This is a genomic window from Bacillus sp. 103mf (assembly GCF_900116295.1).
Taxonomy (GTDB): domain Bacteria; phylum Bacillota; class Bacilli; order Bacillales; family Bacillaceae_G; genus Bacillus_A; species Bacillus_A bruguierae.
The window spans coordinates 14,028-39,285 of the sequence record NZ_FPAF01000010.1 but is presented as its reverse complement, the minus strand read 5'-3'; the positions used below and the strand labels follow the sequence as shown (position 1 = coordinate 39,285).

Here is a 25,258-nt window from a genome sequence, read left to right as displayed (position 1 = left end):
TTCAATTAAAGGGCAGTTTAATAAAATAAGTAATGAAAATATGACATACAAGGGGAAGCGTTATGGGGCATAAAACTTCAGAAAGATTATTTAGATTAGATTGCAGTGATATATATCTTCAAGAGTTTTCCATTGAAGATGCAGAAAGTATATATAAAATCTCAAATCAACCTGAAATATTTAATTTCTTGCCAGACTGGAAATCAACAAAAGAACAAAGGGTTGATTGGATTACTAATTATGAAATACCAGCAAATAAAGCATTTCTTGATGCAGCTACAAATACCTCAAACATAGATGGTCATTTTTTAAAACTGGGAGTATTTATTAAAGACACAGATGAATTTATTGGCTGGTGCTGTACAGGGATTAAAGATGAGCTACCTTTACCGAATAGAGAAATTATGTATGCCATCTCAAGTGAACATCAAAAGAAAGGCTACGCTACTAAAGCGACTAAAGGATTGATTGACTATTTGTTTGCAAATACAAATTTAGATGTCCTTAACGCAGTAGCTTTAATTAACAACATTTCATCAAATAAAGTTATTGAAAAATGTGGATTTACTTATCTACGTCAACAGACGATAGAAAATGAACGATATAATCACTATAGATTGAGTAAGTCAGAGTGGATAAAAAATGATTAAAAGAAAATGTTTTTCCACCAAAAGGAGCTGTAATGAAATAAGACCATTTGAGAAGCAACTATATTAATTTGTTTTACAATTGATGATAAAGCTTGTTCTTATACTCTTTTGACTGTGTCGTCAAAAAACAGAAGCTCTCCTCATTTTTGAAGAGAGTTTTTCTATATATTTTTGGCGATAAGTGTATAAAGTCCAGGGATACGATCTTCAATTCCATTCGGAGCATGAGGGGGGAAGACCCATTTTTGTTTTGGACCGCATTCTTCTGTGAGCTCCTCGATGCGGAGTCCCGATTGCGCAATTTTTGTTACAATTTCGCCTAATGTCCATCTGCGAATCATGTTTTTGGGTAAAGAGTTACGCTCTGTTTCTGATAAGAGCATACTGTAGGCTACATCTACTTCGATTACATCTTCATGAAAATAATTGCCACTTGCAACTACTTCGTTATTTTCTATTTGCACTAGTTTTGTGTACAGTGGATGATAGTCGCGTAAAATAAATGTTCCACCTTGTTTTAGTAATTGAGAAATGATTGTAAATAAAGGCTTTAAATCTATGAAATAGTGGAGCACACCAAGCTCGAGTAATACTACATCAAATGAGCCGATTGTTTTTTGGATATGGAGCACATCAGACACAATGTATTCAATATGTGTTTTGGCAGCTGCGGCAAGCTCTCTCGCATATTTTGCGTTGCTCTCTGAAATATCGACGACCGTTACCTCTGCTCCTAGCAATGACAAGGCAACCGCCTTACTCCCTTTTGATCCCATTAGATTTATAATTCGTTTTCCTCGTACATCATCTATGTAAGGCAAATAATAAGCGACCTCAGCAGCGGGATTTTCTCGTATTTGTTTTCCGTAAGAATACGGCGTTCCGTGGCGATTTGTCCAAGCTTCATAAGCCGATTTGTTCCATCCTGTTTTATTCATTGCACTTAATTGTTGTTGATTCAATCCTATCGCTCCTTTCTGTGAAGGTATATAGTTTCCTTATAAAGGTGAAAAATCCTGCTTTTTATTTCCAAAAAAGTTTGATTTTTCTGTACAATTTTCATACAATGTATATTACATATGAAAAGCGTTGAAGAGGAAAAGTAGAATGACCCCATTCTTTCCAGAGAGCTTCGGGAGCTGAAAAGAAGCAAGAATGATCATTTGAACAATGGCCTCTGAGCTTCGTCCTGAACTTATCACTTGATAATAGTAGGCGGCGACGAGCGTTGACTCTCGTTATCAAAGTCACAGTATACGAGCAATGATTGCTCCGTACTTGTAGAGGTCAATTGTGTGAGCAATTGACGAAATAAGGTGGTACCACGACTGTATATACAGCCTCGTCCTTATCTTTTTAGAAGATAAGGACGAGGCTTTTTTATTTTTAAAGGAGGAATGTAGGATGAATATTTTTATTGGAGGCGCTTGGCCATATGCAAATGGATCGCTGCATCTTGGTCATATTGCTGGTTTACTGCCAGGAGATATTTTAGCTCGTTATTATCGGTTAAAAGGGGACAATGTGTTATATGTATCGGGAAGTGATTGTAACGGTACACCGATTACAATTCGCGCTAAGCAGGAGAAGGTAAGTGTCAAAACAATTGCGGATCGCTATCATGAAGAATTTGAACGATGTTTTCAAGCGCTTGGTTTTTCATATGATTATTATGCTCGTACTGACTCTGTTTCTCACCATCAAGTCGTTCAGAGCATTTTCTTAGAGCTTTTAGAAAAGGGATTGATTTATAAAAAGACAGTAGAGCAAACATACTGTGAGACTTGTGTACAATTTTTGCCAGATCGTTATGTCGAAGGGATTTGTCCACATTGCGGTGCAGGTGCGCGTGGTGATCAGTGCGATGCATGTTCTGCTATTTTAGATCCGATAGATTTGCTGGGGAAAACATGTAAACTGTGCGGCACTGCGCCGACAATTAAGGAGACAGAGCATTTTTATTTTGCATTAACGTCATTACAACAGAAGCTAGAAGACTATGTAGAAGCGGTAAAGAAAAGCGGTACGTGGCGTGAGAACGCTCTGCAATTAACACTGCGCTACCTACAAGAAGGTTTACAAGACCGTGCTGTTTCAAGAGATTTACCAATTGGTGTGAGTGTTCCTGTTTCTGGATACGAGGATAAGAAGGTGTATGTGTGGATCGAGGCTGTGTCTGGTTATTATTCAGCAAGTAAACAATGGGCACAAGAAACAAACAGTGATGATTCACCATTTTGGCAAGAGGATACACGAACGTATTATGTGCACGGCAAAGATAATATTCCGTTTCATACAATTATTTGGCCAGCTATTTTGCAGGGAATACAAGTGAAAGCATTACCTGCATATATTGTTTCGAATGAATATTTAACAGTTGAAAAAAGAAAGTTATCGACGAGTAAAAACTGGGCTGTTTGGGTTCCAGAAATTTTGAAGGAATATCATCCGGATTCGATCCGTTATTTTTTAACTATAAACGCACCTGAAAATCGAGATACGGATTTTTCATGGCGGGAATTCATTTATAGTCATAATAGTGAATTGTTAGGAGCGTATGGAAACTTTGTAAATAGAACGTTGAAGTTTCTTGAAAAATATTATGAGAATACTGTACCGACTGGTCAAGTGAATGAGAAAATGGAAGAAAAGCTAAAGGGATTATACGTTGAAGTAGAAGAGTCTATTGAAAAAGCGCATTTTAAACAAGCGCTAGAGACGATTTTTGAACATATTCGCTACGCGAATAAATATTTCGATGAAAGGCAGCCGTGGAAGCAAATAAAAGAGGATAAGATAGCGTGCGATGATACAATGAGAAACTGTATTCACCTTATCGTGAATTTTGCCCGAGTGTTAACACCGTTTCTTCCGTTTTCGTCTGCAAAAGTGCAACAAATGTTAGGAGTTTCCCAGAACGGATGGAATTGTACGGTGGAAAGCCCAGTTCGTATTTTGAATGTGTCACCGTTATTTGAACGCATTGATGTGAAGAAAATTGAGGAAGAAGTGAAAAAGTTGAACGAATCTTTTCGTGATAGATGAGAAGTGGAACTCGCTTTGGTTCAACGTTTGTGCAATAAACGAATGAAGATAAGTATTGTTTAGTAATTTGCAGAATGTTTTCTCCTTACAAAAATGTAAGCTTATTGTAAGTTATTACAATAGCAGTTTTCTAGAAGTTTTTATACAATAAAAATACAAACTAAGTACGTTATAGAAGATTGCGTATCAGCAGGAAAAGGAGAGGTCGACATGGAATGGATTCACGAATTATTTCAACAGTACGGCTACTATGTTGTACTTGTTGGACTACTGTTAGAATATATTGCACTTCCGTTTCCGGGAGAGCCAACATTAGCTTATGCGGGATATTTAGCGCATACAGGTGAGTTACACTTACCATTATTAATCTTCTTCTCCTTCTTAGGGACAAGTGTTGGGATGACAATTCAATATTTTCTAGGGAACAAGCTTGGTATGCCATTTATTCAAAAGTATGGCAAATATGTTTTTCTAACGCAGCGCAAAATTGATTTAACGCGAAAGTGGTTCGATAAGTATGGGTATTCCTTAATATTTATTGCGTTTTTTATTCCTGGTGTGCGTCATTTTACAGGATATTTTGCAGGAATTATTAATTTACCATTTCGCCGCTTTGCGGTAACAGTCTATAGCGGGGCTTTGTTTTGGGTAACGTTCTTCTTAGTAGGCGGTTATTGGTTAGGTGGCAACATAGATGCAATTTTTGGATTGCTTGAAGATCATATCGGAAAGATTATTATTGGTATTGTGGTGATTGTGGCGGTATGTGTAGCTGTCCGATTCCGTAAAGAAATTAAGCGTGTGTTTGCACACACAGTAAATTAAAATGATCCATTTCATGTTGAGAAAGGCAGTGCTTCTGTTGAGAGAAGCGCTGCCTTTTTGTATAGGTAAGCTAGTGTGTTATTCATTATCGGTAGGAACAGAAATGTATGTAGTTATAATATAAAACCAAAGGTAGGATAGACCCAAAAACCAGAGATAACAGAGAACCAAAAAGCAGTAGTACATATTTGTATAAAGCTCATTATGAGTGCTACTACATTCTTTTTTAATACACTTATAACAAAAAGTAAGCTGTAAAGGATGGTAAGAATACTCCAAAATACATTGATAGAATTTGTAATAGGCAGCGGATTTTCAGGTATTCCAAGAATGAGGGACAGAATAGGCATGAAAATCATGAGAAAGGGAATACAAGCTAGCAGGGTAAAGGGTATACTTCTATCACGAATACCTTGAATTACTAATAGAAGTGCAAATAATATAATCGACAAAAGTAATAATGCCATAATACATACTCCTCTTCACAATAAAAGTGTAATTTTACACTTTTATTGTAAGTTATATTATAGAATATGTAAATATGTTAAAAAATGAGGATATGAAAAATAATACAAGTACATTTTTGTTATGAATTGTTTGTTAAAAGGAAAAGGTCAAGTTTATAGAGTGATATACAAGCTTCTGTTGTTGATAAGATTATGCATAACTTGTTGGCATATAGAATGGTGAAACTTGTATTTATAGCGATTCAGTTAAAAAAACAATAGAAAAAGGCCATCCTTCCTCAAAGCTAACTGAGTTAGGATGGCCTTTTTCCTCTTATTTCTATAATTAGCGGTAAACAGCCTTGCTATTAAGAATTACTTTCCGCCTGAACATGACTGTCATCTTGTAGCAACTGAAAGATATCTGCCATGAAAAATGCGATAAACCAAGTCCAAAGACCATGGAAGAAGGCTGTGCTAATCTGCAGCGGTAAGTCATAATTCGTTGTTGAAAATGAGATGCAAGCGCCGACGATACCGATCATTGTTAAAAGCGTCGTTTTTCTAGTATTTTTTGCCTGATTGAAAAAGAAGAAAATAAACGAGCCTAAAACGGAAGCGCTTACAATGGAATCAATACCATTAATATATAAATTTTTACCAATATGATTATTTGTCCAAAAGCATAAGAGACCGCCTGCTATGGCAAATAATGTTGCGATAATAAGTCTAAATTTCTTGTTCATATGCTCTGCTCCTTTATCATCATAATTTGAATAGGAGAACTAATATATAAATCCATTTTAATTTTTCGACATCTTTGTCTAGCTCTGCCCCCTAGGCCCTCATGTCTCAGAACCTTCCACACGAGAAGGTTCTGAGACATGAGGGCCTAAACAGTCGGCGCCGCTTTTCTTTATAAGTCGCTGCCATGCAGAATAACATGATCGCTACTTACTTTCTCCTTTTGTTTTAAACCTTGCATGTGGCAGAAACAGGCACTGACCGCTTCTATGCATGACCAGATGCTCTCTCCCGCCTAAAAAAAGAGGTTTTTTTATGTCGATTTTTTAATTTGTATTTATATAAAAATGAAATAATATGCTATATGTATTGCTTGCTTTTATGATGTATACATAGTATAACATGTTTTAGATTCGAATTAAAATAATTATCAGATATTTTGAATTTTGGTATACGTTATCCAGCAAAGCGCTTTACTTTTTTATAAAGTGAAAATAAAAGCGCAAGGACATCATCCTTGCGCTTTGTTATATACGTTTAAATCGTCCGACTACTTCTACTGTTTCTGTAATATTAATAAAAGCATGGCTATCAACGTGCCTTATCAGACGTTTAATTTCTCCTAGTTCATAGCGCGTAACAACTGTGTAAATCATTTTTTTATTATGATTTGTATATCCACCGACAGCATCAACCATTGTTACACCGCGAATCCCGTTTTGGAGCAATGTATTTTTCACGATATCTCCTTTTTCTGTAACGGTCATCACTGTTAATTTAATGTGCTTTGTATGAATGGAATCGATTACTTTACTTGCTACAAATCGGCTGATGAGTGTGTAAAGTGTAATATCCCAACCGAAAATAAAACCAGCGATTACAAGTAGAATGAGGTTAAAGACAAATATAATAGATCCAATCGAAATATCTCTATGTTTTGCCACAATTAACCCAATAATATCGAATCCGCCTGTCGAAGAAGCAAAGCGGAAAATGATTCCTGTTGCAGCCCCGCACAGCACACCGCCAAAGACAGAAGATAATAAAATATCATCTGAGATTTGATGAACGGGAATGATGTTCATAGCAAGCGTCGATACAGTAACAAAGTATGCTGTTAAAAAAGTCGTTTTCTTTCCTAAGTAAAAATAGCTAAGAAAGAGAAGTGGAATGTTTAATAAAAAGATGAGTGCACCAATGTTGTAGTGCATTAAATAACCGATAATCATCCCAACGCCAGTAAAGCCGCCACTAATCATATGATGTGGAATAAAAAACATATTCATTGAAACTGCATAGAAAATTGAAGCAACTAAAATAACAATAAGTTGAATTACAAATTCTAAATGCCATGTTTTTGCAGCTGGGAATGATAAAAAGGCGGTATCGGGAACGTAATCGGCGTCTCCTAGTTGGCCCATGTCTATTTTCATCTCCATATTCGTTTTTGATTACAAGAAGAGGATAATGCTTTTTTCAACAACTGACAATAGTTTTATTATTATGCAAAAATTTTATAAAATTTTTACAACTTAAACGCATGTATAAAAACATAAATATGTAAAATATAAGGAATTTACATGTTGAAACAGTATGATATAATCCTGTCATAAGGATGTGAAGAGATGGAATTTCTATTGCAAGATGCAATGTTATATATATCTGTTGTAACAACGGCACTTTGTTTATTAGAAGTTTTGTTTCTCACTAATGTTTCGCGTTTTGTGCGCCAGCAAACATATAGAGGGAGACAGAAAGCTTTCGCATTTGTTGAAACGTGCGAGAAGCATATAGGGAATATCTCGTTTTTCTCTATCTTTTATAAACATGGAATGGCCCGCTCAGTCCGCAGGCAAGAAGCAAGTGGAGAGAGTGATGATGTAGGTCCGTATATACCAATGTTTCGCTAACGAATTATGAAACATTGGAGGAATATATATGTTCAAATCATACCGAGCTTGGCTCGTAAGTTTATCATTATTACTTGTTGTTGTTTTATCAGGGTGTGGTAATGCAAATGCGAATGCAAATGCAGCACCAATTGATGCGAATAGTCCTGGATTTTGGAATCACTATATTGTATATCCAATTTCTGTTATGTTGCAGTTTGTGGCACACCATTTGCCGAATCATAGCTTTGGGATTGCCATTATCATCATTACGATTGTAGTTCGTACGATATTATTGCCGCTGACGATTACGCAATATCGCAGTCAATTAAAAACAAAGAAAATGCAGCCAGAGCTTCAGAAGTTGAAGGAAAAGTATGGCGATACGACGAAAAATCCGGAGAAACAAAAACAATATCAGCAAGAAATGATGATTTTAATGAGAACAAACGGTGTGAACCCGGTGATGGGTTGTTTACCATTGTTACTTCAAATGCCGGTCTTCTCAGCATTGTACTATGCCATTAGTCATACGGAAGAGATTCGTTCAGCTTCTTTCTTATGGGTGAATTTAGGACATGCAGATCCATATCACATTTTACCTGCCCTTGCTGCTATGGCAACATTTCTACAGATGAAAATATTGCAGTCCAACATGACAGGAGATCAAAGTCAAGCATTGAAAATTCAGCAGTTTATGATGCCGGCAATGATTTTATTTATGGGATTTGCGGCACCGTCAGGACTTGTCTTGTACTGGATTACAAGTAACCTATTTACTGTTATTCAAACTGTGCTATTAAAGAAAGTGATGGATCGTGAAGATGGACAACTACAAGAGGCATAAGAGAAGCTTGTTGTTATGATATAAGGAAGGAGTTAACCTAAAGTACTGTTTTAGCAGGATTTGGGTTAACTCTTTTTCTTTATAAATACAAAGTGAAAAACGATAAAAAACGCTCCTTTTTTAGATGGGCGAGAGCACCTGGCCGTGCATAGAAGCGGTCAGTACCTTTTTCTGCCACGTGCGAGGTTTAAAACAAAGGGAGAAAGCGAGTGGGGGTCATGCTTTGTTCTACATAGCAGCGACTTATATGTTGAAACACCAAAATGTATTTATATATAAGGTAAGTAGAAAAGATATAAATGCAAGTTGAATCCACGATAAAAACTCCTCCTTTTTTAGATGGGCGAGGGCATCTGGCCGTGCATAGAAGCGGTCAGGTCTTTTTTCTACCACGTGCAAGGTTTAAAACAAAGGGAGGAAGCGAATCGGTGAGTTCAAATAACTGTTATACTATACCAAAATAATTTTGTTCTGTACTATAAAACACACTTGCTTTTTTTCAAAAATTCAATATAATGAACATTAATAACAAAATTCGACATTATAAAAGTATTGATAAGGACATGATCTGTTTTTTACGATTTTCAGAGAGGGAAGCCTTAGGCTGTGAGTTTCCTAATACGAAAAAATAGTTTACCACCTTTGAACTGCAGCAGTGAACGAATATCTAGTAATTGTTTGCCGGCAAGTGCCGTTATCTGAAACTTGAGCAATTGGTGCTTTGTGTTTTCATGCCAATTGGAACAAGGGTGGAACCGCGAATATAACACTCGTCCCTTTTATAGGGATGAGTGTTTTTTATTTAAATTAAACTAGGATTAGAGGGAGGACACACAGTTATGCATCACGATGACAAAAACAAAATTGGCCTAACAGTCGCATTATCAATCGTTGTTGGAACAATTATCGGATCTGGCGTATTTATGAAGCCAGGTAAGGTATTGGATTATGCAGGAAGTTCTAACATGGCAATCTTTGCTTGGGTAGTAGGGGGTATTTTAACCTTAGCAAGTGGCTTAACGGTTGCAGAAATCGGAGCGCAAATTCCGAAAAATGGTGGTTTGTATACGTATCTAGAAGAGATTTATGGTAAGTTTTGGGGTTATTTATCTGGCTGGATGCAAACACTTGTATATGGACCAGCAATTATTGGGACATTGGGATTGTATTTTAGCTCATTGCTTTTAAACTTTTTTCATATTGATAAAGTATGGAATTTACCAATTGCGATTGGAACAGTTGTGTTTCTTGGTGTTGTAAATAGTGTGGGAACAAAATATGGGGGCATTGTTCAAACTGTAACAACAATTGGGAAAATGATTCCAATTGTGCTTATTGTTGTGATGGGATTTTGGAAAGGGAATAGCGATGTATTTAACGTTGTTGTACCAGAGTCTGCAAATCAAAGTATAGGGATGGCAATTTTAGCAACATTATTTGCATATGATGGCTGGATTCTACTCGCATCTATCGGCGGTGAGATGAAAAATCCAACGAAGCTATTACCAAAAGCATTGACAGTTGGGATTCTTATTGTAACAGCAGCATATGTGTTAATTAATATGGCATTGTTAAAAATTTTACCAGCGACGCAGATTGTTACTCTCAGTGAGAATGCAACAGCGACAGCAGCTGATATGTTATTAGGGCAATATGGCGGGAAATTGATTAGTATAGGTGTTATTGTTTCGATATTCGGATGTTTAAATGGAAAAATTTTAACATTCCCACGTATCCCAGTATCAATGGCAGAGCGTGGCCAACTTCCGTTTTCAAAATTTATTTCAAAAATTAATGATAAGTTTCAAACACCAGTAAACGCAATCTTTGTTGAAATTCTACTCGGTATTATTTTAATGCTGATTAGCGATCCGAATGAACTGTCTGAGATTTCCGTATTTATTATTTATATTTTCTATGTTATGACATTTATCGGAGTGTTCATTTTAAGAAAGCGTAATGCAGGACAAAAGCGTGAATATAGTGTTCCTTTATATCCAATCGTACCGGTAATAGCAATTTTAGGATCATTATTTGTAATTGGAAGTGCAATGATTAGTGAGCCAAAGCGATGTTTCTTGTCAATTGGTATCGTGTTAACAGGATTACCAGTGTATTGGTATTTAAATAAGAAGAGAGTTAATGAATAGAGATTTTTGAAATGTATAAACGCAAAAAACCTCTTTCTTTTTGGGAAGAACTAGAGCCCCTGGCCGTACAGAGAAGCGGTCAGGGCCTTTTTCTGCCGCGTGCGAGGCTTCAAACAAAGGGAGAAAGCGATTGCAGGTTATGTTGTATTCTGCATAGCAGCGGCTTATATGTTGAAAAATCAAAATGAATTTAAATAGGCATCTTTTGGAGATGTCTATTTTTTATGCAAGGATATGAGAAGAGATTGTGGAATATGTTCGTTATATATACAAGTTAAAAACTGATATAAAAATCCCTTTCTTTTTAGGGAGGAGACCAGAGCATCTGGCCGTGCGTAGTAACGCTCCTGCCACGCGCGAGGTTTGAAACAAAGGGAGCAAGCAAGTAGCGGGCATGTTGTATTCTTCATAGCAGTGACTTGTATGTCGAGAAATCAAAATAAATTTATATAAAAAGAGGAGGTGCTAGTTAGGATGGTATCATCTATGATTGGTTTTCTATTTATGATACTACCTGCTTTGTTGCTTGCCTTTGTGTTTCGCTGGATTCGGATTATGTATATAAACTCAGAAGAACAAATAAAACAGAATGAGCAAATAATCTCACTCTTATCGGATATTAAGAAGCAAAATGAAGAACGGACATGAATAGGGATACATGTCCGTTTTTTAATAGCGCAGTTTCATTAAGAGGTTTCGAATTTCCTCATCATTCATAAATAAATCATGATGTTTCTCGGTAATTTTCGCAAGGGCAACGTCATGATAGAAAAATTCCGTGAAAAATTTAACGAATGGCTGAGACATTGTTTTCATTGCTTGCCATGAGTTTTGCTCAGCGCCGGCAAATAAAATTTCGCGATCATCAATAATGATGAGTAAAAAGCGCTCAAGCGCATGGTGCTCTTCTGTTGGGATGAGGAGATGGATTTTTTCTAATGTTGTATCAAGGCTTCCTACAACAAGTGCTTCTACCTCAACGCCTTGTTTTTTCCTCTCTTCTAGAAGTGGCATATACTCTAGAAATGTATCATTCCATGCAGACATCCGAATGGATTTCTTCGCACTTTGCACAAGTTGTTTACTTTGCGCATGAATAGAAGATTGTACTTTTAAGCTCCATACACGGTCATCTGTAAATATTTTTTTCGATACGTTGTTTTGTAACTCTTCAATATTTGCTTGAAATTCTGCAGTTAATTTTTCAATAGCGAGCTGCAGTGGCAGAGCTGTATATAGCTTTTTCTTTTCCGAAACAGAATCCATCACCATGCCTTTATCAACAAGGCGTACTAATACTTCGTATATTTTTGCTTTTGGAACACCGGAATACTTTACGATGCTTGTTGCATCAAGCGGCTCTTCGCTTGAAACGAGAACTTCATATGCTTGACTTTCATATTGTGAAAAACCGAATCTCTGTAACATAATTCCTCCCGAACAAAAAATTCTTGTGTCTTAAGAATAAATAACTCTTCACCGGAATACAAGTACAGTTATTTTAATGATATTTGCTATTTTAGGAAAAATCGTTTCGTGTCGTATATTGTGTCGAAGCATCGATATATTTTTAATTAGGAAAAAATTTTTGTACAATAATAAGGAATCTATAGAAGAGGTGAACAAACATGGCAATCGTTGATGTTACCATTATTCCAGTTGGAACAAGTAATACAAGTGTAAGTGAGTATGTTGCAGAAATACAAAAAGTACTTGAGAAAAATGCAGATCGCGTGAAGTACCAATTAACACCAATGAATACAATTATTGAAGGAGAACTTCCAGTATTATTTGAAGTGATTCAGCAAATGCATGAAGTTCCGTTTTCTAAAGGGGCAGGCCGCGTAGCAACAAATATTCGCGTTGATGATCGCCGTGATAAAGTTAGCTCAATGGAGAAGAAGTTACAATCTGTACAGTCGAAGTTATAAAGTGCAAGGGAAGCAGCTAAATGAGGCTGCTTCTTTTTTGACGAATGATAAGACACTTGTTTATTATCAATTTTAAAGAAATACGAAGGAGGAATGAGAGGAATGAACGAAAAATTTCAAGAACAGTTTGATGGCTTGTTAGAGAAGTATACAGAGCTCTTATTAGGAGAGGACAATGAAGAATATAAGCAAAAGGTTGAAAAATGGGCGTTGTATTCGTATATCGCTAAAACGATGCCAGCTCTTGTAAAGCATTGGAATGAAACGTATCCGGATGCAAAAGAAGAGATGATACAGTTAATTGCAGAAATTAAAAGGTTGAATGACGAGCATAGACAAAAAAAGTAAAAAAGAAAATTATATACAAGTTGAAACGTAGACAAAAAATTTTTCTTTTTAGATGGACAAGAGCATCTGACCGTGTGTGGAAGCGGTCAGTGCCTTTTCCTGTCACATGCAGGGAGAAAGAAAGTGAAAATGTCAATGAATTATTTTTATATAATGTTTACTTGTATATCAATTTTGTATGAAAGCAAAGAAGTACTTTCGTCTTGGGTATAGAGAGGATAGGGGACTCAAAACATTTGTCGAATTTACTGGTGAGAGATGTACCTGGCTATTCATCTCTTAACATTTCTGTATGTCGAAAAATTTTTTTATGGTTTCTCCTTTTGAAATTCAAATATGCAAACATTCTCGTATTATTGTGTTAATTATCTAAATAATTATTTGTATCAAATAATTTTAAACAATGATATAATTTAGAAGAGGGGTAAAAAACAGACAAAGTACAGTCATAGGGGTGAAAGACATGGAACAATTAATGCGTAATTCTTTCCTGTTTTTATCAAAAAATAAAGCGCTAACAAAACTAGCGAAAAAGTACGGCTTACGTTTTGGAGCAGGGCGCTTTGTTGCGGGAGAAACAATTGACTTAGCGGTAGCTGCTATTAAAGATTTAAATAAACAGAACCTTTGTGTTACGATCGACTATTTGGGGGAATTTGTTGATAACGAGGCAGAGGCAAATGAGATGGCGGATGAATCAATTGAAGCAATTCGTGCAATTGGTCGTGAAAAGCTAGATTCTCAGCTTTCATTAAAAATGACTTCTATGGGTCTGGATATTTCAGAAAATTTAGTTATGAACAATATGCGCCGTATTTTAGATGCAGCGAAAGAAAACGGTGTGTTTGTAACAATTGACATGGAAGACTATTCACGTTGTGGAAAAACAATTGACATCTTCATGAAATTAAGAGAAGAATATGATAATGTTGGTACAGTAATTCAAGCGTATTTATATCGAACAGAGAAAGATATAGATGATTTGAATGCGTATCATCCAAATTTACGTCTTGTAAAAGGGGCGTATAAAGAATCTGATGAAGTGGCATTCCCAGACAAGAAAGATGTAGATGAAAATTATAAAAAAATTATTAAAACGCACTTATTAAATGGTAATTATACAGCAGTCGCTTCACATGATGATGCAATTATTGAATATACAAAAAAACTTGCTGAAGAATATAACATTTCGCGTGATCAGTTTGAATTCCAAATGTTGTACGGTATTCGTACAGAGCGTCAACTTGAGCTTGTGAAAGAAGGATATAAAATGCGCGTGTACGTACCGTATGGAAATGACTGGTATGGCTATTTCATGCGCCGCTTAGCAGAACGTCCAGCTAACGTAGCATTCGTATTAAAAGGAATGGTTAAAAAATAACCAAGGAAGTTTAAACTTCCTTGGTTATTTTAATTGTTCAAAAGCATATTCTGCCATCTTTTTGGCATCGGGATACACTGTTTTGCGGCCAGTAGAGAGGACAACGTTAATCACTCTTTTCCCGTCTTCTTCATCTATTGTAACGACTGTATATTCTGCTAACGCAGAAAGACCGCTCTTACTTCCAATCGCATGTGGATCAGCGTACAATTCTTCACGTCCATAGTTTGCGATTTTTTTCGTTTGTATTGATGTTTTTACTGTTGTATGAATGGTATTCATATCTTGCAAGACTTCTGGGAACTTTAATGCTTCTTTTGTAATAAGTGCTAAATCATAGGGTGAAATTTTATTTCCAAGTGCATCAGCTCCGCTTGCGTTTTTAAACGTTGTATGTTTTGCTCCGAGTTGTTTTGCTCGTTCATTCATCAGTTTTACAAACTTTTCTTTAGAACCGGCGATATGCTCTGCAATTGATTCGGCAATTGGGTCGGCACTAATGACAAGCATGAGCTTTAATGCCTCATTGCGCTTTAACTTTTCACCAGCATGTAGTGTGATTTTTTTACTTTGGCTTTCTGTTTTTATCGCATGTTCTGTCACGATAATCTCTTCATCTTCTTTTACATTCTCCAGTAAAAGGAGAGCGGTCATCATTTTTGCTACACTCGCTGGATAGGAACGGTCATGTTCCCGTTTTCCGTATAAAACTTCTCCTGTATTTGCATCAATCGTCACGCCATATTTCCCGGATATATCAGGCTGATTGGCCTTAACTTTTTGCCTATGCGTATATAAAGAAAAAATCATTGCAATAAATAATGTAGTTGTAATAACAAGTAGTGTAATGGTTCGTTTCATTCTGGACCCTCTTTTATGTATGAAATAGGCAGCGATATAGCCCATTTTTTATTATGCCATGTTCGCTGCCTATATTAGTACTCTTATTTTTCGCCCATGTTTTGTTTTTTATATTGCTGATTATTTCCTTGGCGGCCTTTTTCGATGCCGCGGTCAACTGGGCCAGCATTTCCTGTTACGCTTGTCGAACTAATACCTGCTTTTGAAGGATTTTTCTTAATTTTAGCCATAAGTTATGCCTCCGCTTAACCAATTATTTTAAGAAAGGAAGTTCACTACATATCATGCCCCAAAAATAAAAAAAGAAATAAGTTCAGAAAATTTTATTTTTAAATATATTGCGAAAATTTAAATGATATCATATATTTATTAGTAGAGGCTCACTCATAGATTGCGACGTTTGTCGAAAAATTGAATGAGCATTCATTCAAGAATAAGGGGGAGAATTGGATGTTCCAAATTAAAAAGGCTGCAGTTCTTGGTTCTGGTGTAATGGGTTCTGGAATTGCTGCACATTTAGCTAACATCGGTATACCGACATTATTGCTTGATATTGTACCGCCAACGCTTACGAAAGAGGAAGAAGCGAAGGGACTTACATTAGAACATAAAAGTGTACGAAATCGTTTCAGTAACGGAGCACTGCAAAAATTGTTAAAGCAAAAACCAGCTCCTCTTACAGTAAAAGGAAACTTAGCATTAATTGAAGCGGGAAATATGGAAGATGATATGGAACGCCTTGCTGATGTTGATTGGATTATTGAAGTTGTTGTTGAAAATTTAGATATTAAAAAGAAAGTATTCGAAAAGGTAGAAGCTGTTCGTAAACCAGGTTCTATTGTGAGCTCAAATACATCGGGTATTTCCGTTGAAAAGATGATTGAAGGGCGTTCAGATGACTTCAAAAAACATTTCCTAGGAACGCACTTTTTTAACCCACCACGTTATTTAAAACTTCTTGAGATTATACCGACAAAAGATACAGATCCACATGTGCTAGACTTCATGAAACTATTTGGCGAAGATGTACTTGGCAAAGGTGTTGTTGTTGCAAAAGACACACCAAACTTTATTGGAAACCGCATCGGTACGTATGGACTGCTTGTGACGCTACAAGAAATGGTAAAACGCGGCTATAGCGTTGGAGAAGTAGATTCTGTAACAGGTCCGTTGATTGGTCGTCCAAAAAGCGCAACGTTCCGCACATTAGATGTTGTCGGATTAGACACATTCGTTCACGTTGCAAATAACGTATATGAAAATGTACAAGAAGAAGAGCGCGAAGTCTTCAAAGTACCAGCTTTCATGCACGATATGTTAGAAAGAAAATGGCTTGGAAGTAAAACAGGTCAAGGTTTCTTCTTAAAACAAGGAAAAGAGATTTTAGAGCTAAATCCTGAAACGATGGAATACGAACCACGTAAAAAATTGAAAGCAGCTTCTATTGAGCTAAGTAAACAAGAAAAAGGATTAGCGAATAAATTGAAAGCGCTTGTATATGCAAAGGACCGTGCTGGTGAATTGTTATGGAACATTATTACACCAACTCTTCTATATGCAGCGAAGCTTACAAAAGAAATTGCTGATGATATTGTCGCAATTGATAATGCAATGAAGTGGGGCTTCGGTTGGGAGCAAGGTCCATTTGAAATTTGGGATGCAATTGGCGTTGAGAAGTCCGTTCAGAAGATGGAAGAGAACGGTGGGGTTGTTCCAGCTTGGATAAAAGAAATGATTGAGAAAGGTGTTACATCGTTCTATAAACATGATAATGGCGAGAGCTATTACTATGATAACGGTGAATACAAACAAATCGTTCGTAATAAAAAGGCAATTTCTCTAAAACAATTGAAAGAGAAAAATGGCGTATTAAAGAAAAATAGCGGTGCGAGCCTGATTGATTTAGGCGACGGTATTCTTTGCTTAGAGTTCCATTCTAAGAGCAACGCAATTGGCATGGATATTACGCAAATGATTAACTACGCTGTTGATGAAGTAGAGAAGAATTATAAAGGACTTGTTATTGGGAACCAATCGAAGAACTTCTGCGTAGGTGCAAACCTTGCAATGATTTTAATGGAAGCGCAAGATGACAACTACTTTGAAATTGAGTGGGTCGTGAAAAACTTCCAAGATGCAATGATGAAAATTAAGTACTGCTCAAAACCAGTTGTGGCAGCGCCTTACGGTATGACACTTGGCGGCGGTACAGAAGTTTGCTTACCGGCAGCTAGTATTCAGGCTTCTAGTGAAACGTATATGGGATTAGTAGAAGTTGGTGTTGGTTTAATCCCTGGCGGAGGCGGTAATAAAGAGCTATATATCAAACATCTGAACAAAATGGCAAATGGTGTTGAGTTTGATCTGCAAAAAGTCGCAAACAAAGTGTTTGAAACAGTAGCAATGGCGAAAGTTTCAACATCTGCACAAGAAGCAGTTTCTCATAACTTCTTAGGCGATAAAGATGGCATTAGCGTCAATGGGGATCACTTACTATATGATGCAAAACAAAAGGCACTTACTTTATATGAAGCAGGCTATAAAGCACCGATTCGTAAAAAGATTCCGGTTGTTGGGGAAACAGGATATGCAACGCTGGCGCTTGGAGCAGAAGCAATGCATTTATCTGGCTACATTTCCGAGTATGACTTGCATATTGCGAAAAAACTCGCATATGTCATTGCTGGCGGAAAAGTCCCATACGGAACAGAAGTGGATGAGCAATATTTATTAGATGTAGAACGTGAGGCGTTTATTAGTTTAGTGAGCGAAATGAAATCACAAGCAAGAATGCAGCACATGCTTGTAAAAGGAAAACCATTACGTAACTAAGGAGGAAGATTGTTCATGAGAGAAGCTGTTATTGTTGCAGGGGCAAGAACGCCTATCGGGAAAGCGAAGAGAGGATCATTAAAAACAGTACGTCCTGATGACTTAGGAGCATTAGTTGTAAAAGAAACGTTAAAACGTGCGAATAACTATGACGGTCCAATTGACGATTTGATTTTCGGCTGTGCGATGCCAGAAGCAGAGCAAGGCTTAAATATGGCACGTAATATTGGCGGGCTAGCAGGACTTTCTTATGACGTTCCGGCTATTACCATTAACCGTTACTGTTCTTCAGGATTACAAAGTATTGCTTACGGTGCAGAGCGTATTATGCTTGGTCATTCAGAGGCTGTATTATCCGGCGGCGCTGAATCAATGAGTTTAGTACCAATGATGGGGCATGTTGTTCGTCCGAATAGCCGCCTTGTTGAAGCGGCTCCAGAATATTATATGGGCATGGGACATACAGCAGAACAAGTCGCTGTAAAATATGGCATTTCCCGCGACGAGCAAGATGCCTTTGCGGTAAGAAGTCATCAGCGTGCAGCAAAAGCATTAGCAGAAGGAAAGTTTGTTGATGAAACAGTGTCTGTTGATGTAATGCTTCGCACTATTGGAGCAAATAACAAGCTGCAAGAAGAGACAATGGTGTTCTCACAAGATGAAGGAGTAAGAGCAGATACGACGCTAGATATACTTGGGAAACTTCGCCCAGCATTTAACGTACGCGGCACTGTAACTGCTGGTAACTCATCACAAATGAGTGACGGTGCAGCAGCAGTATTACTAATGGATCGTGAAAAAGCAGTAAGCGACGGGCTAAAGCCGCTTGCGAAATTCCGCTCCTTTGCAGTAGCTGGTGTACCGCCAGAAGTAATGGGAATTGGTCCAATTGCAGCGATTCCGAAAGCATTAAAATTAGCAGGTTTAGAGTTATCTGATATCGGTTTATTTGAACTAAATGAAGCATTCGCATCGCAATCAATCCAAGTTATGCGCGAACTTGGACTAGATGAAGAAAAAGTAAACGTAAACGGCGGAGCAATCGCCCTTGGACATCCGCTTGGCTGTACAGGAGCAAAATTAACATTGTCTCTTATTCATGAAATGAAACGCCGCAATGAACAATTCGGTATCGTAACAATGTGTATCGGCGGCGGAATGGGTGCTGCTGGAGTGTTTGAACTACTATAAAAGCGGAGCCGACTGTATAGCCACTAGAACTGGATAATATAAAAACGGAGTAACTACTCAGTCACTCTATGAAAAACCGATAGAAAAGCATTTTTTTAAGTGGTCGAGAGGGACTGGTTATGTATAGTAGCGGTCAGGGCCTTTTCCTGCCACGCGCAAAGTTTTAAAACAAAGGGCGAGAGCGAGTGTATATCACCTTTTGTTTAACATAACCGCAACATAAATAAAAATAGACCTAGATAGATAAACAGTGTAAGAAACAAGAGGGTATGCAAATAAAGTAATGGCTAGCTTCTCTTATAACAAGAGAAGCAGCCTATGAAAATATGAAGGAGGAATTTTTTATGGAAAAAACAGTAGGAAATGCATTAAAAGGCGGCAGCTTTTTAATTGATGATATTACAATCGAGCAAGTTTTTACGCCGGAAGATTATAGCGATGAGCATAAATTAATTGCGAAAACAACAGAAGATTTTATCGTAAATGAAGTATTGCCAGAGCTTGAATATTTAGAGCAACATGAGTTTGATCGCTCTGTTCGCTTATTAAAAGAAGCTGGCGAGCTTGGCTTATTAGGTGCTGATGTGCCAGAAGAATACGGCGGTATTGGTCTTGATAAAGTTAGTTCTGCATTAATCGCAGAGAAATTCTCTCGTGCAGGCGGCTTTGCAATTACGCACGGTGCACACGTTGGGATTGGATCGTTACCAATCGTATTATTCGGTAACGAAGAGCAAAAGCAAAAATATTTACCAGCGTTAGCAACAGGCGAAAAGTTAGCTGCATACGCATTAACAGAGCCAGGTTCTGGATCTGATGCATTAGGTGCAAGAACAACGGCTCGCTTAAATGCAGAAGGTACACACTACGTATTAAACGGTGAAAAACAATGGATTACAAACTCTGCTTTCGCTGATGTATTCGTTGTATATGCAAAAGTAGATGGCGAACATTTCACAGCGTTTATCGTAGAAAAAGAATACCCAGGCGTATCGACAGGCCCAGAAGAAAAGAAAATGGGTATTAAATGTTCTTCTACTCGTACATTAATTTTAGAAGATGCATTAGTACCGAAAGAAAATGTCCTTGGTGAAATTGGTAAAGGTCATGTCATTGCCTTTAACATTTTAAATATCGGCCGCTATAAATTAGGTGTTGGTACAGTTGGTTCTTCAAAGCGTGCGTTAGAAATTTCAGCGCAATATGCAAATCAACGTCAACAATTTAAACAACCAATTGCTCGCTTCCCATTAATTCAAGAGAAACTTGCAAATATGGCAGCGAAAATTTATGCAGCGGAAAGCTCTGTATATCGTACAGTTGGTTTATTTGAAAGCCGCATGAGCACATTATCCGAAGAAGAAGTAAAAGACGGAAAAGCTGTTGCAGCTTCTATTGCTGAATATGCAATTGAGTGCTCTTTAAACAAAGTATTCGGTTCTGAAGTATTAGACTACGTAGTAGATGAAGGTGTCCAAATCCACGGTGGTTACGGATTTATGGCAGAGTACGAGATTGAAAGAATGTACCGCGACTCTCGTATTAACCGTATTTTCGAAGGTACGAACGAAATTAACCGCTTAATCGTACCAGGTACGTTCTTACGTAAAGCAATGAAAGGCGAATTACCACTTTTACAAGAAGCACAAAAATTACAAGAACAGTTAATGATGATGATGCCAGAAGAAGTAGGCGATGAGCCATTAGCACTTCAAAAACATTTAGTGAAAAACGCGAAGAAAATCGGTTTAATGGTTGCTGGTTTAGCGGTTCAAAAATACGGTAAAGGCTTAGACAAAGAACAAGAAGTTCTTGTGAACATTGCAGACATCGTAAATAACTTATACGCAATGGAATCAGCTGTTCTTCGTACAGAAAAAGCAATCAAAGTAACAGGCCTTGAGAAGAACAAACAAAAAGTTCTTTACACAGAAGTATTCTGCCAAGAAGCATTCAACCAAATCGAAGCAGATGCAAAAGAAACAATTATTGCTGTTGAAAATGGCGATATGCTGCGCATGATGTTATCTGCACTTCGTAAACTAACACGTCACACACCAATTAACGTTATTCCGAAGAAACGTGAAATTGCAGCGAAAGTGTTAGAGGATGAGCGTTATACAGTTTAATAAATGTGAAGGAGCTGCCTTGGAGGGCAGCTCTTTCTTTCGTGTCCAACGATATATCGGCAGAAGTAGTGGATTTATCGGCGATATTTGTGATATATCGCCGATTTTTCTAATATATCGGCGATTCGACACAAGATAAAGATCCTTCGACGATGTTTGACATGCGGAACGTCGGGCGATCGTACCAAACTGTATTGCAAGTAAGTATGGATGAGGAGTATTAGCTGATTATGTACCGCCATCTCAATTGTATTTGATCGGGTCAATTACTTTATTGTTAGCAGGAATGTACTTTATCCAAAGTTCATTTTTATGTGACGCGATGAAGAAGCGGCCTTTAGAGAAAGAGACAATATAGAAAGGTATTGATGTTATGTTAATTGAACAAGAACTATATGAAGCAGCTATTCAATTTGTTAAGAAACGCTACCCGACAGGCTGGGGAGGAGCGGCGGCAATGTGTACGGAAGATGGCGATATATTGATTAGTGTTGCTCCTGAAGTTATTAATGCTTCAACTGAATTATGCATGGAAACAGGAGCGATATGTGAGGCACATAAGTTAAATAAGAGGATCACGCATAGCATTTGTGTCACAAGAGATGACGAGCATGCCGAATTTAAGGTATTGACCCCATGCGGCACTTGCCAAGAACGTTTATTTTATTGGGGGTCAGATGTGAAAGCGGCAATTTATTCTCGAGAGGGAAAACTCATTTTCAAAACGTTACAAGAAATACAGCCGTATCATTGGTATGAGGCATACAAAGATTGTACGGAATGATTTTAATAGGTAGGTGAAAAAAGAAGTAGTCATGTAAAACGACTACTTCTTTTTTTGCACAAAAATGGAATTTCTAGTGACAAAAACTAATACCATTAGTATAATTAAACTAATGATATTAGTTTTTGTAAAAAGGGAGCTGGAAATATGAGAATGATGCATGAGAAAACGGTATATCAATTGTCATTTTTACCAAGAGTGTTTCCTGTGAATTGTTACTTTGTGGAGGAAGAAGACGGTTTAACTTTAATTGATGCGGCACTGCCATATAGCGCAAAAAGTATCTTACAAGCGGCTCAGAAAATAGGAAAACCGATTACTAATATTGTATTAACACATGCACGTGATGATCACATCGGTGCGCTAGACGCATTAAAGGAAGTGCTTCCTGATGTTCCTGTTTATATTTCTAAGCGAGATGCGCGTTTGTTAGAAGGAGATACGACATTACAAAGGGATGAACCGAATACACCGATAAAAGGCGGTGTACCTAAAAAAGTGAAAACAAGACCGGATGTTTTATTGGAAGATGGAGACCGAATTGGATCGCTTCTTGCGATAATGACGCCGGGACATACACCAGGTTCTATGTCGTTTCTTGATACGCGAAATAACGCTCTTATTGCCGGGGATGCATTTCAAACAAGAGGGGGCATGGCTGTTTCGGGACAAATGAAATTTTGGTTTCCGTTTCCTGCAATGGCAACGTGGAATAAAGAAATAGCATTACAGAGTGCAGAGAAGATGAGAGAATATGAGCCTTCCTTGCTTGCGGCAGGACATGGAAAAATGATAAAGGATCCAGGCGCTGCAATAGAACTTGCTATTAAGGAAGCAAAGCGAAATGTAGAAAGTATGAAAGAAGGTTAATTTATGTCGCCGAGAATCGGACTTACATTACAGAAAATTGTAGACACAGCAGCAGAAATAGCAGATACAAATGGGATACAAGAAGTAACATTAGCGTCATTATCGCAAAGGCTGGGAATACGTTCCCCCTCTTTATATAATCATGTGAAAGGGTTACAAGACGTACGAAAAAATCTTGGTATTTACGGAATAGAACAGCTGCATGGGGCGCTGAAAGAGGCGGTAGAGGATAAAAGCATGGATGGAGCAATTCATGCATTAGGAGAAGCGTACGTGTCGTTTGTCCGAAAACATCCTGGATTGTATGAAGCAACTTTCTTACGAGATGAAGAAGTGCGACAAGCTGGTAATGGGATTGTAGAGCTTTGCCTCCATATTTTACAGCAATACGGTTTAGAAGGAGAAAATGCACTTCATGCGACGCGTGGACTGAGAAGTATTTGTCATGGATTTGCGTCGATTGAACAGCAAGGTGGATTTGGCTTGCCGATGGATTTAGACGTGAGTTTACATCTATTGTTAGGAAATTTTATAAAAGGATTATATGTTTATCGATTATAGACGTATTTGGATTTACAGTTTGAAAGTTAAACCTTAGAGGAATTCTAAGGTTTTTTGCGTTGTGGGGATTTTTAGGTGTATACAATCTGAAAAGAAATACATACTAAATGTTGAATGAAGAAAGAAAGGAAGGCTGTTACGATGCAAAATTTAAATGAGCTTGAGGTGGAAAATTTACGTCATCTTATTGGTGGGCATGCAACAGTTATTAACAAATTACAAGAGTATGCACAGGCATGTACGGATCCGCAGCTGAAGCAGATGCTGCAAAAAGATGTGCAAGATGCACAGAATACGAAGCAACGATTAATGTCTTTTCTAGGATAGGGGTGTAAAGAACATGAATGAAAAAGATATGGTAAATGATTATTTAGCTGAATTAAATGCGAGTTTAACAGGCTATGCGAATTATATTGCTCAAACGAATAACGAGCAATTGTATCAAACGTTAATTCAAATTCGTAATCAAGACGAATTGCGTCAGCGTAATTTGTATGAATACGCGAAGCAAAAGAATTATTACCAACCAGCAGCTCCGGCAAATCCAACGATTGTTCAGCAATTGAAGAGTCAATTAAGTATGCAATAAGAACAGAATCAAAAAACGGGTAACGTGATTGAGACGTTACTCGTTTTTGTGTGAAAGTAAAGCATATGGAACTTTGTCGAAATTATGTACAAAGGGACATAAAATGTCTACATTATTTGTGAAATATTTCACAAGTTGTACATGGTTTCTATGCTGAAAACTTCTATAATAAAACGTGTAAGGTACATAAAAGAAAGAAGACTACATTAAGAAGCAGGGGAGATCGTCATGAATAGAAGTACAAGAAAAATTGCAATTATAGGTGCTGGATTAGTTGGATCTAGCTGTGCGTATTCTATTGTGAATCAAGGAATCTGTGAAGAGTTAGTGTTAATTGATATTAATCATGAACGAGCAGTTGGTGAAGCGATGGATTTATCACACTGCATGAATTTTACAAATACAAGAACAAAAATATATGCAGGAACTTATGAAGACTGTAAGGATATGGATATTATTATTGTTACAGCAGGACCTACTCCAAAACCGGGACAAAGTCGTCTTGATACTTTAAGAGCAGGTGCAAAAATTATGGAAAGTGTCGTATCAGGGGTTATGGAAAGCGGATTTCAAGGCATTTTCTTAATTGCCTCTAATCCAGTTGATATTATGACTTACCAAGTTTGGAAGTTATCCGGTCTTCCGAGAAATCGCGTGATTGGTACTGGAACATCCTTAGATTCTTCTCGCTTAAGAACAATTTTGTCTGAAATATTTGAGGTAGATCCGCGTAGCATTCACGGTTACTCATTAGGACAACATGGCGATTCACAAATGGTTGCTTGGTCTCACGTAACAGTTGGCGGAAAACCAATTCTCCAAATTTTAGAAGAGCAAAAAGAACGATTTGCGGATATTGATTTAGATTCGATTGTTGAACAAACTGCAAAAGCGGGTTTGGAAATTTCTAAACGAAAAGGAACAACTTATTACGGCACGGGGAACTCCTTAGCTTATATTGCACGTTCTATTTTTAATGATGATTATCGTGTTATGGCTGTATCAACAATTCTAGATGGTGAATATGGTGAATATGAAATTTGTACAGGTGTCCCAGCTATCATAACAAGAGATGGTATAAAAGAGATTGTTGAGCTGAACTTAACAGAAGCTGAAGAAAGCCAATTTGCACAATCAAATGATATTTTACGGGACTATATGAAAATAATTGGTTACTAGATTAGA

26 protein-coding genes and 2 other annotated features are annotated in these 25,258 nt (G+C 37.3%); of the genes, 19 read left to right on the top strand and 7 right to left on the bottom strand.

The annotated features are described in order from the left end of the window. The first annotated feature begins 62 nt into the window (after positions 1-62). Positions 63-650: a GNAT family N-acetyltransferase gene (locus BM350_RS18775; protein WP_090916050.1), complete on the top strand. Its 588-nt coding sequence runs from the start codon at positions 63-65 to the stop codon at positions 648-650. 161 nt (positions 651-811) lie between these two features. Here BM350_RS18775 and BM350_RS18770 read toward each other — a convergent pair whose 3' ends face one another. After that, positions 812-1,612 carry a class I SAM-dependent methyltransferase gene (locus BM350_RS18770; protein ID WP_090916052.1) on the bottom strand — a complete coding sequence of 267 codons (801 nt, stop codon included), beginning with the start codon at positions 1,610-1,612 and terminating at the stop codon, positions 812-814. Positions 1,613-1,730: 118 nt separating this feature from the next. After that, positions 1,731-2,003: a binding site (T-box leader), on the top strand. A gap of 51 nt (positions 2,004-2,054) precedes the next feature. Between BM350_RS18770 and metG the strand changes: the two genes are divergently transcribed. Both metG and BM350_RS18760 read left to right on the top strand, forming a co-directional pair. Continuing rightward, entirely contained in the window at positions 2,055-3,695 is a 1,641-nt protein-coding gene (metG, locus tag BM350_RS18765; protein WP_090916054.1) for a methionine--tRNA ligase, read from the top strand. A gap of 210 nt (positions 3,696-3,905) precedes the next feature. Beyond that, positions 3,906-4,520, top strand: coding sequence for a DedA family protein (locus tag BM350_RS18760; protein WP_090916055.1), 615 nt, complete (start codon positions 3,906-3,908; stop codon positions 4,518-4,520). Positions 4,521-4,633: 113 nt separating this feature from the next. Here the strand turns inward: BM350_RS18760 and BM350_RS18755 are convergent, their stop codons facing one another. The 3 genes from BM350_RS18755 to BM350_RS18745 form a co-directional block, all read right to left on the bottom strand. Next, positions 4,634-4,987 carry a hypothetical protein gene (locus tag BM350_RS18755; RefSeq protein WP_090916057.1) on the bottom strand — a complete coding sequence of 118 codons (354 nt, stop codon included), beginning with the start codon at positions 4,985-4,987 and terminating at the stop codon, positions 4,634-4,636. 347 nt (positions 4,988-5,334) lie between these two features. After that, entirely contained in the window at positions 5,335-5,712 is a 378-nt protein-coding gene (locus BM350_RS18750) for a DUF3938 domain-containing protein (protein WP_090916059.1), read from the bottom strand. A gap of 525 nt (positions 5,713-6,237) precedes the next feature. Beyond that, entirely contained in the window at positions 6,238-7,131 is an 894-nt protein-coding gene (locus BM350_RS18745; RefSeq protein WP_090916061.1) for a YitT family protein, read from the bottom strand. 204 nt (positions 7,132-7,335) lie between these two features. On the opposite strand from BM350_RS18745, the gene BM350_RS18740 reads away from it, so the two are divergent. The 4 genes from BM350_RS18740 to BM350_RS27035 all read left to right on the top strand — a co-directional run bounded on the left by BM350_RS18740 (position 7,336) and on the right by BM350_RS27035 (position 11,244). Next, positions 7,336-7,620: a hypothetical protein gene (locus BM350_RS18740; protein ID WP_090916063.1), complete on the top strand. Its 285-nt coding sequence runs from the start codon at positions 7,336-7,338 to the stop codon at positions 7,618-7,620. Between the two features lie 28 nt (positions 7,621-7,648). Then, the gene (gene yidC / locus BM350_RS18735) at positions 7,649-8,446 is read left to right on the top strand and encodes a membrane protein insertase YidC (protein ID WP_090916065.1); all 798 of its coding nucleotides are present in this window, start codon (positions 7,649-7,651) and stop codon (positions 8,444-8,446) included. A 543-nt stretch (positions 8,447-8,989) separates the two neighbouring features. Next, positions 8,990-9,227, top strand: a binding site (T-box leader). A 58-nt stretch (positions 9,228-9,285) separates the two neighbouring features. After that, complete coding sequence (locus BM350_RS18730) at positions 9,286-10,596, top strand: APC family permease (RefSeq protein ID WP_090916067.1); 1,311 nt, start codon at positions 9,286-9,288, stop codon at positions 10,594-10,596. 474 nt (positions 10,597-11,070) lie between these two features. After that, positions 11,071-11,244, top strand: a complete 174-nt coding sequence (locus BM350_RS27035; protein ID WP_090916069.1) for a hypothetical protein — start codon at positions 11,071-11,073, stop codon at positions 11,242-11,244. Between the two features lie 21 nt (positions 11,245-11,265). Here BM350_RS27035 and BM350_RS18720 read toward each other — a convergent pair whose 3' ends face one another. Continuing rightward, entirely contained in the window at positions 11,266-12,024 is a 759-nt protein-coding gene (locus tag BM350_RS18720) for a TrmB family transcriptional regulator (protein ID WP_090916071.1), read from the bottom strand. A 200-nt stretch (positions 12,025-12,224) separates the two neighbouring features. Between BM350_RS18720 and BM350_RS18715 the strand changes: the two genes are divergently transcribed. The 3 genes from BM350_RS18715 to BM350_RS18705 all read left to right on the top strand — a co-directional run bounded on the left by BM350_RS18715 (position 12,225) and on the right by BM350_RS18705 (position 14,256). Beyond that, entirely contained in the window at positions 12,225-12,527 is a 303-nt protein-coding gene (locus BM350_RS18715; protein WP_090916073.1) for an MTH1187 family thiamine-binding protein, read from the top strand. Positions 12,528-12,629: 102 nt separating this feature from the next. Next, a complete protein-coding gene (locus BM350_RS18710) occupies positions 12,630-12,875 on the top strand; it encodes a YusU family protein (RefSeq protein ID WP_090916075.1) in 246 nt (81 codons plus the stop codon). Positions 12,876-13,338: 463 nt separating this feature from the next. After that, positions 13,339-14,256 carry a proline dehydrogenase family protein gene (locus BM350_RS18705; RefSeq protein ID WP_090916077.1) on the top strand — a complete coding sequence of 306 codons (918 nt, stop codon included), beginning with the start codon at positions 13,339-13,341 and terminating at the stop codon, positions 14,254-14,256. Positions 14,257-14,280: 24 nt separating this feature from the next. Here the strand turns inward: BM350_RS18705 and BM350_RS18700 are convergent, their stop codons facing one another. Together BM350_RS18700 and BM350_RS18695 are read right to left on the bottom strand one after the other, a co-directional pair. Beyond that, entirely contained in the window at positions 14,281-15,117 is an 837-nt protein-coding gene (locus BM350_RS18700; RefSeq protein WP_090916080.1) for a D-alanyl-D-alanine carboxypeptidase family protein, read from the bottom strand. 83 nt (positions 15,118-15,200) lie between these two features. Continuing rightward, a complete protein-coding gene (locus tag BM350_RS18695) occupies positions 15,201-15,347 on the bottom strand; it encodes a YuzL family protein (RefSeq protein ID WP_090916082.1) in 147 nt (48 codons plus the stop codon). 220 nt (positions 15,348-15,567) lie between these two features. Between BM350_RS18695 and BM350_RS18690 the strand changes: the two genes are divergently transcribed. The 9 genes from BM350_RS18690 to BM350_RS18650 all read left to right on the top strand — a co-directional run bounded on the left by BM350_RS18690 (position 15,568) and on the right by BM350_RS18650 (position 25,252). Next, entirely contained in the window at positions 15,568-17,949 is a 2,382-nt protein-coding gene (locus tag BM350_RS18690; protein ID WP_090916084.1) for a 3-hydroxyacyl-CoA dehydrogenase/enoyl-CoA hydratase family protein, read from the top strand. 15 nt (positions 17,950-17,964) lie between these two features. Next, on the top strand, positions 17,965-19,140 hold the full coding sequence (locus BM350_RS18685) for an acetyl-CoA C-acetyltransferase (protein WP_090916086.1): 1,176 nt from the start codon (positions 17,965-17,967) through the stop codon (positions 19,138-19,140). A 344-nt stretch (positions 19,141-19,484) separates the two neighbouring features. Continuing rightward, positions 19,485-21,269 (top strand): acyl-CoA dehydrogenase family protein, encoded by a 1,785-nt coding sequence (locus BM350_RS18680; RefSeq protein WP_090916088.1) that lies wholly within the window; start codon positions 19,485-19,487, stop codon positions 21,267-21,269. Positions 21,270-21,642: 373 nt separating this feature from the next. Further along, a complete protein-coding gene (locus tag BM350_RS18675; RefSeq protein WP_090916090.1) occupies positions 21,643-22,053 on the top strand; it encodes a cytidine deaminase in 411 nt (136 codons plus the stop codon). A 147-nt stretch (positions 22,054-22,200) separates the two neighbouring features. Next, the gene (locus BM350_RS18670; protein WP_090916092.1) at positions 22,201-22,923 is read left to right on the top strand and encodes an MBL fold metallo-hydrolase; all 723 of its coding nucleotides are present in this window, start codon (positions 22,201-22,203) and stop codon (positions 22,921-22,923) included. Positions 22,924-22,926: 3 nt separating this feature from the next. Then, complete coding sequence (locus BM350_RS18665) at positions 22,927-23,484, top strand: TetR/AcrR family transcriptional regulator (protein WP_090916094.1); 558 nt, start codon at positions 22,927-22,929, stop codon at positions 23,482-23,484. 141 nt (positions 23,485-23,625) lie between these two features. After that, positions 23,626-23,811: a hypothetical protein gene (locus BM350_RS18660; protein ID WP_090916096.1), complete on the top strand. Its 186-nt coding sequence runs from the start codon at positions 23,626-23,628 to the stop codon at positions 23,809-23,811. A gap of 13 nt (positions 23,812-23,824) precedes the next feature. Further along, on the top strand, positions 23,825-24,073 hold the full coding sequence (locus tag BM350_RS18655) for a spore coat protein (protein ID WP_090916098.1): 249 nt from the start codon (positions 23,825-23,827) through the stop codon (positions 24,071-24,073). A 228-nt stretch (positions 24,074-24,301) separates the two neighbouring features. Further along, positions 24,302-25,252: an L-lactate dehydrogenase gene (locus BM350_RS18650; protein WP_090916100.1), complete on the top strand. Its 951-nt coding sequence runs from the start codon at positions 24,302-24,304 to the stop codon at positions 25,250-25,252. The last annotated feature ends 6 nt before the right edge of the window (positions 25,253-25,258 follow it).

Excerpts from the sequence above, each read along its gene's own strand:
- BM350_RS27035 (WP_090916069.1), top strand. The coding sequence starts at position 11,071 with ATGGTATCATCTATGATTGGTTTTCTATTTATGATACTACCTGCTTTG.
- BM350_RS18705 (WP_090916077.1), top strand. The coding sequence starts at position 13,339 with ATGGAACAATTAATGCGTAATTCTTTCCTGTTTTTATCAAAAAATAAA.
- BM350_RS18760 (WP_090916055.1), top strand. The coding sequence starts at position 3,906 with ATGGAATGGATTCACGAATTATTTCAACAGTACGGCTACTATGTTGTA.
- BM350_RS18730 (WP_090916067.1), top strand. The coding sequence starts at position 9,286 with ATGCATCACGATGACAAAAACAAAATTGGCCTAACAGTCGCATTATCA.
- BM350_RS18690 (WP_090916084.1), top strand. The coding sequence starts at position 15,568 with ATGTTCCAAATTAAAAAGGCTGCAGTTCTTGGTTCTGGTGTAATGGGT.
- BM350_RS18695 (WP_090916082.1), bottom strand. The coding sequence starts at position 15,347 with ATGGCTAAAATTAAGAAAAATCCTTCAAAAGCAGGTATTAGTTCGACA.
- BM350_RS18655 (WP_090916098.1), top strand. The coding sequence starts at position 23,825 with ATGAATGAAAAAGATATGGTAAATGATTATTTAGCTGAATTAAATGCG.
- BM350_RS18720 (WP_090916071.1), bottom strand. The coding sequence starts at position 12,024 with ATGTTACAGAGATTCGGTTTTTCACAATATGAAAGTCAAGCATATGAA.
- BM350_RS18675 (WP_090916090.1), top strand. The coding sequence starts at position 21,643 with ATGTTAATTGAACAAGAACTATATGAAGCAGCTATTCAATTTGTTAAG.
- BM350_RS18650 (WP_090916100.1), top strand. The coding sequence starts at position 24,302 with ATGAATAGAAGTACAAGAAAAATTGCAATTATAGGTGCTGGATTAGTT.
- BM350_RS18745 (WP_090916061.1), bottom strand. The coding sequence starts at position 7,131 with ATGGGCCAACTAGGAGACGCCGATTACGTTCCCGATACCGCCTTTTTA.
- BM350_RS18700 (WP_090916080.1), bottom strand. The coding sequence starts at position 15,117 with ATGAAACGAACCATTACACTACTTGTTATTACAACTACATTATTTATT.
- BM350_RS18685 (WP_090916086.1), top strand. The coding sequence starts at position 17,965 with ATGAGAGAAGCTGTTATTGTTGCAGGGGCAAGAACGCCTATCGGGAAA.
- BM350_RS18665 (WP_090916094.1), top strand. The coding sequence starts at position 22,927 with ATGTCGCCGAGAATCGGACTTACATTACAGAAAATTGTAGACACAGCA.
- BM350_RS18740 (WP_090916063.1), top strand. The coding sequence starts at position 7,336 with ATGGAATTTCTATTGCAAGATGCAATGTTATATATATCTGTTGTAACA.
- BM350_RS18715 (WP_090916073.1), top strand. The coding sequence starts at position 12,225 with ATGGCAATCGTTGATGTTACCATTATTCCAGTTGGAACAAGTAATACA.
- BM350_RS18660 (WP_090916096.1), top strand. The coding sequence starts at position 23,626 with ATGCAAAATTTAAATGAGCTTGAGGTGGAAAATTTACGTCATCTTATT.
- BM350_RS18775 (WP_090916050.1), top strand. The coding sequence starts at position 63 with ATGGGGCATAAAACTTCAGAAAGATTATTTAGATTAGATTGCAGTGAT.
- BM350_RS18755 (WP_090916057.1), bottom strand. The coding sequence starts at position 4,987 with ATGGCATTATTACTTTTGTCGATTATATTATTTGCACTTCTATTAGTA.
- BM350_RS18680 (WP_090916088.1), top strand. The coding sequence starts at position 19,485 with ATGGAAAAAACAGTAGGAAATGCATTAAAAGGCGGCAGCTTTTTAATT.
- yidC (WP_090916065.1), top strand. The coding sequence starts at position 7,649 with ATGTTCAAATCATACCGAGCTTGGCTCGTAAGTTTATCATTATTACTT.
- BM350_RS18670 (WP_090916092.1), top strand. The coding sequence starts at position 22,201 with ATGAGAATGATGCATGAGAAAACGGTATATCAATTGTCATTTTTACCA.
- BM350_RS18750 (WP_090916059.1), bottom strand. The coding sequence starts at position 5,712 with ATGAACAAGAAATTTAGACTTATTATCGCAACATTATTTGCCATAGCA.
- metG (WP_090916054.1), top strand. The coding sequence starts at position 2,055 with ATGAATATTTTTATTGGAGGCGCTTGGCCATATGCAAATGGATCGCTG.
- BM350_RS18710 (WP_090916075.1), top strand. The coding sequence starts at position 12,630 with ATGAACGAAAAATTTCAAGAACAGTTTGATGGCTTGTTAGAGAAGTAT.